Origin of the sequence: Pseudomonas onubensis, from assembly GCF_965653655.1 — a bacterium.
Classification (GTDB): Bacteria; Pseudomonadota; Gammaproteobacteria; order Pseudomonadales; family Pseudomonadaceae; genus Aquipseudomonas.
In genome coordinates, this window is the sequence record NZ_CBFHAZ010000206.1 from 1 (window position 1) to 1543 (window position 1543).

The window sequence follows — 1543 nt, forward strand, 5'->3', positions numbered from 1 at the left end:
TGTGGGAGCGGGCTTGCTCGCGAATGCGGTGTGTCAGTCTCTTAATTTATTGACTGAAAGACCGCATTCGCGAGCAAGCCCGCTCCCACATTGATGGTGTTGTGTCAGTGCAAACTTGTTATTCCAGGTGTTCGGGCTTGACCGGATCGCCGGGCTTCACATCCAACTGATGCCTTACATCCTCAAACATCAAGTCGTACTGCTTGTGCATCGAGCCGTTAAGCGTCGCCACCTTCGGCATCCCGTATTTCTGCGCGATGTTCATTGCATGCCGGGCAAAGTCGAAGGCCTGGTCCTTGGGTAAAAAGAATTCTTCCTTGAGGTCCTTGCCCTGCACCGAGCCGTGCAGCTTGAAGAGCATTCCCTTGCCTTCCTTTGGATCCTGGCTGACCTCGTAGTCGATGCACAGGTTGTAGCTGTAGTCCTCCTTGTTGAGCGCGTGACGTTCGATGTGCAGGTGACCGGGTTCAAAGGTGGCCATAGGCGTTTCTCCTCTACTTCACAGGTAGGTGATGCCAGGTTTTGCCGTGCTGATACGCGTGCCGGCCGTGCCCTGGACAATGGCTTCGATGTCCGAGAGTGAACCGATGACGGCAGTTTTGCCAGTCTGGCGGGCGAACTCGCAGGCGGCTTGCACCTTCGGCCCCATGGAGCCGGCGGCGAAGCCGAGCTTCTCCATGTCGTCGGGATGGGCCTGGCCGATGGCCTTTTGAGTCGGCTTGCCGAAGTCGATAAAAGCCGCATTGACGTCGGTGGCGATCACCAGCAAATCGGCGTCCAGTTGCGAGGCCAGCAAGGATGAGCACAGGTCTTTGTCGATCACCGCTTCAATGCCGCGCAGCTTGCCGTCGTCGCCATACATCGTCGGGATGCCGCCACCACCGGCGCAGATCACAATGGCGCGTTTTTCCAGCAGCCATTTGATCGGGCGGATTTCAAAGATGCGTTTGGGGCGTGGGCTGGCCACCACACGACGGTATTTGTCGCCATCGGGCGCGATGGCCCAGCCTTTTTCAGCGGCAAGTTTCTCGGCTTCGGCCTTGGAGTACACCGGGCCGATGGGCTTGGTCGGGTTCTGGAAGGCCGGGTCTTTGGCGTCGACTTCCACTTGGGTGAGCAAGGTGGCGAACGGCACCTCGAAGTCCAGCAGGTTGCCCAGCTCCTGTTCGATGATGTAGCCGATCATGCCCTCGGTTTCGGCGCCGAGCACATCCAGCGGGTAGGGCGAAACCTGGGTGTAGGCTGCTGCCTGCAACGACAGCAGGCCGACTTGCGGGCCATTGCCGTGGGCAATCACCAGCTCGTTGCCGGGGTGGATCTTGGCGATCTGTTCGGTGGCGATGCGGATATTGGCGCGTTGGTTGTCCGCCGTCATGGGTTCACCACGGCGGAGCAGGGCGTTGCCGCCCAGGGCTACGACGATGCGCATAAAAATGTCCTTCTAGAGTGCTATGTTGCGAACGCAGGACTAAATATGGGAGCGGGCTTGCTCGCGAATGCGGTGGATCAGTTGATCCACGTGCTGACTGACACACCGCATTCG

At 58.9% G+C, this 1543-nt stretch carries 2 protein-coding genes; both read right to left on the reverse strand.

What is annotated here, in order from left to right; all coding sequences use genetic code 11:
- Positions 1-118: 118 nt before the first annotated feature.
- Positions 119-481, reverse strand: coding sequence for a DUF5064 family protein (locus ACTD9P_RS29570; protein WP_438870413.1), 363 nt, complete (start codon positions 479-481; stop codon positions 119-121).
- An 18-nt stretch (positions 482-499) separates the two neighbouring features.
- The gene (gene arcC / locus ACTD9P_RS29575; RefSeq protein WP_438870414.1) at positions 500-1429 is read right to left on the reverse strand and encodes a carbamate kinase; all 930 of its coding nucleotides are present in this window, start codon (positions 1427-1429) and stop codon (positions 500-502) included.
- Positions 1430-1543: the final 114 nt, after the last annotated feature.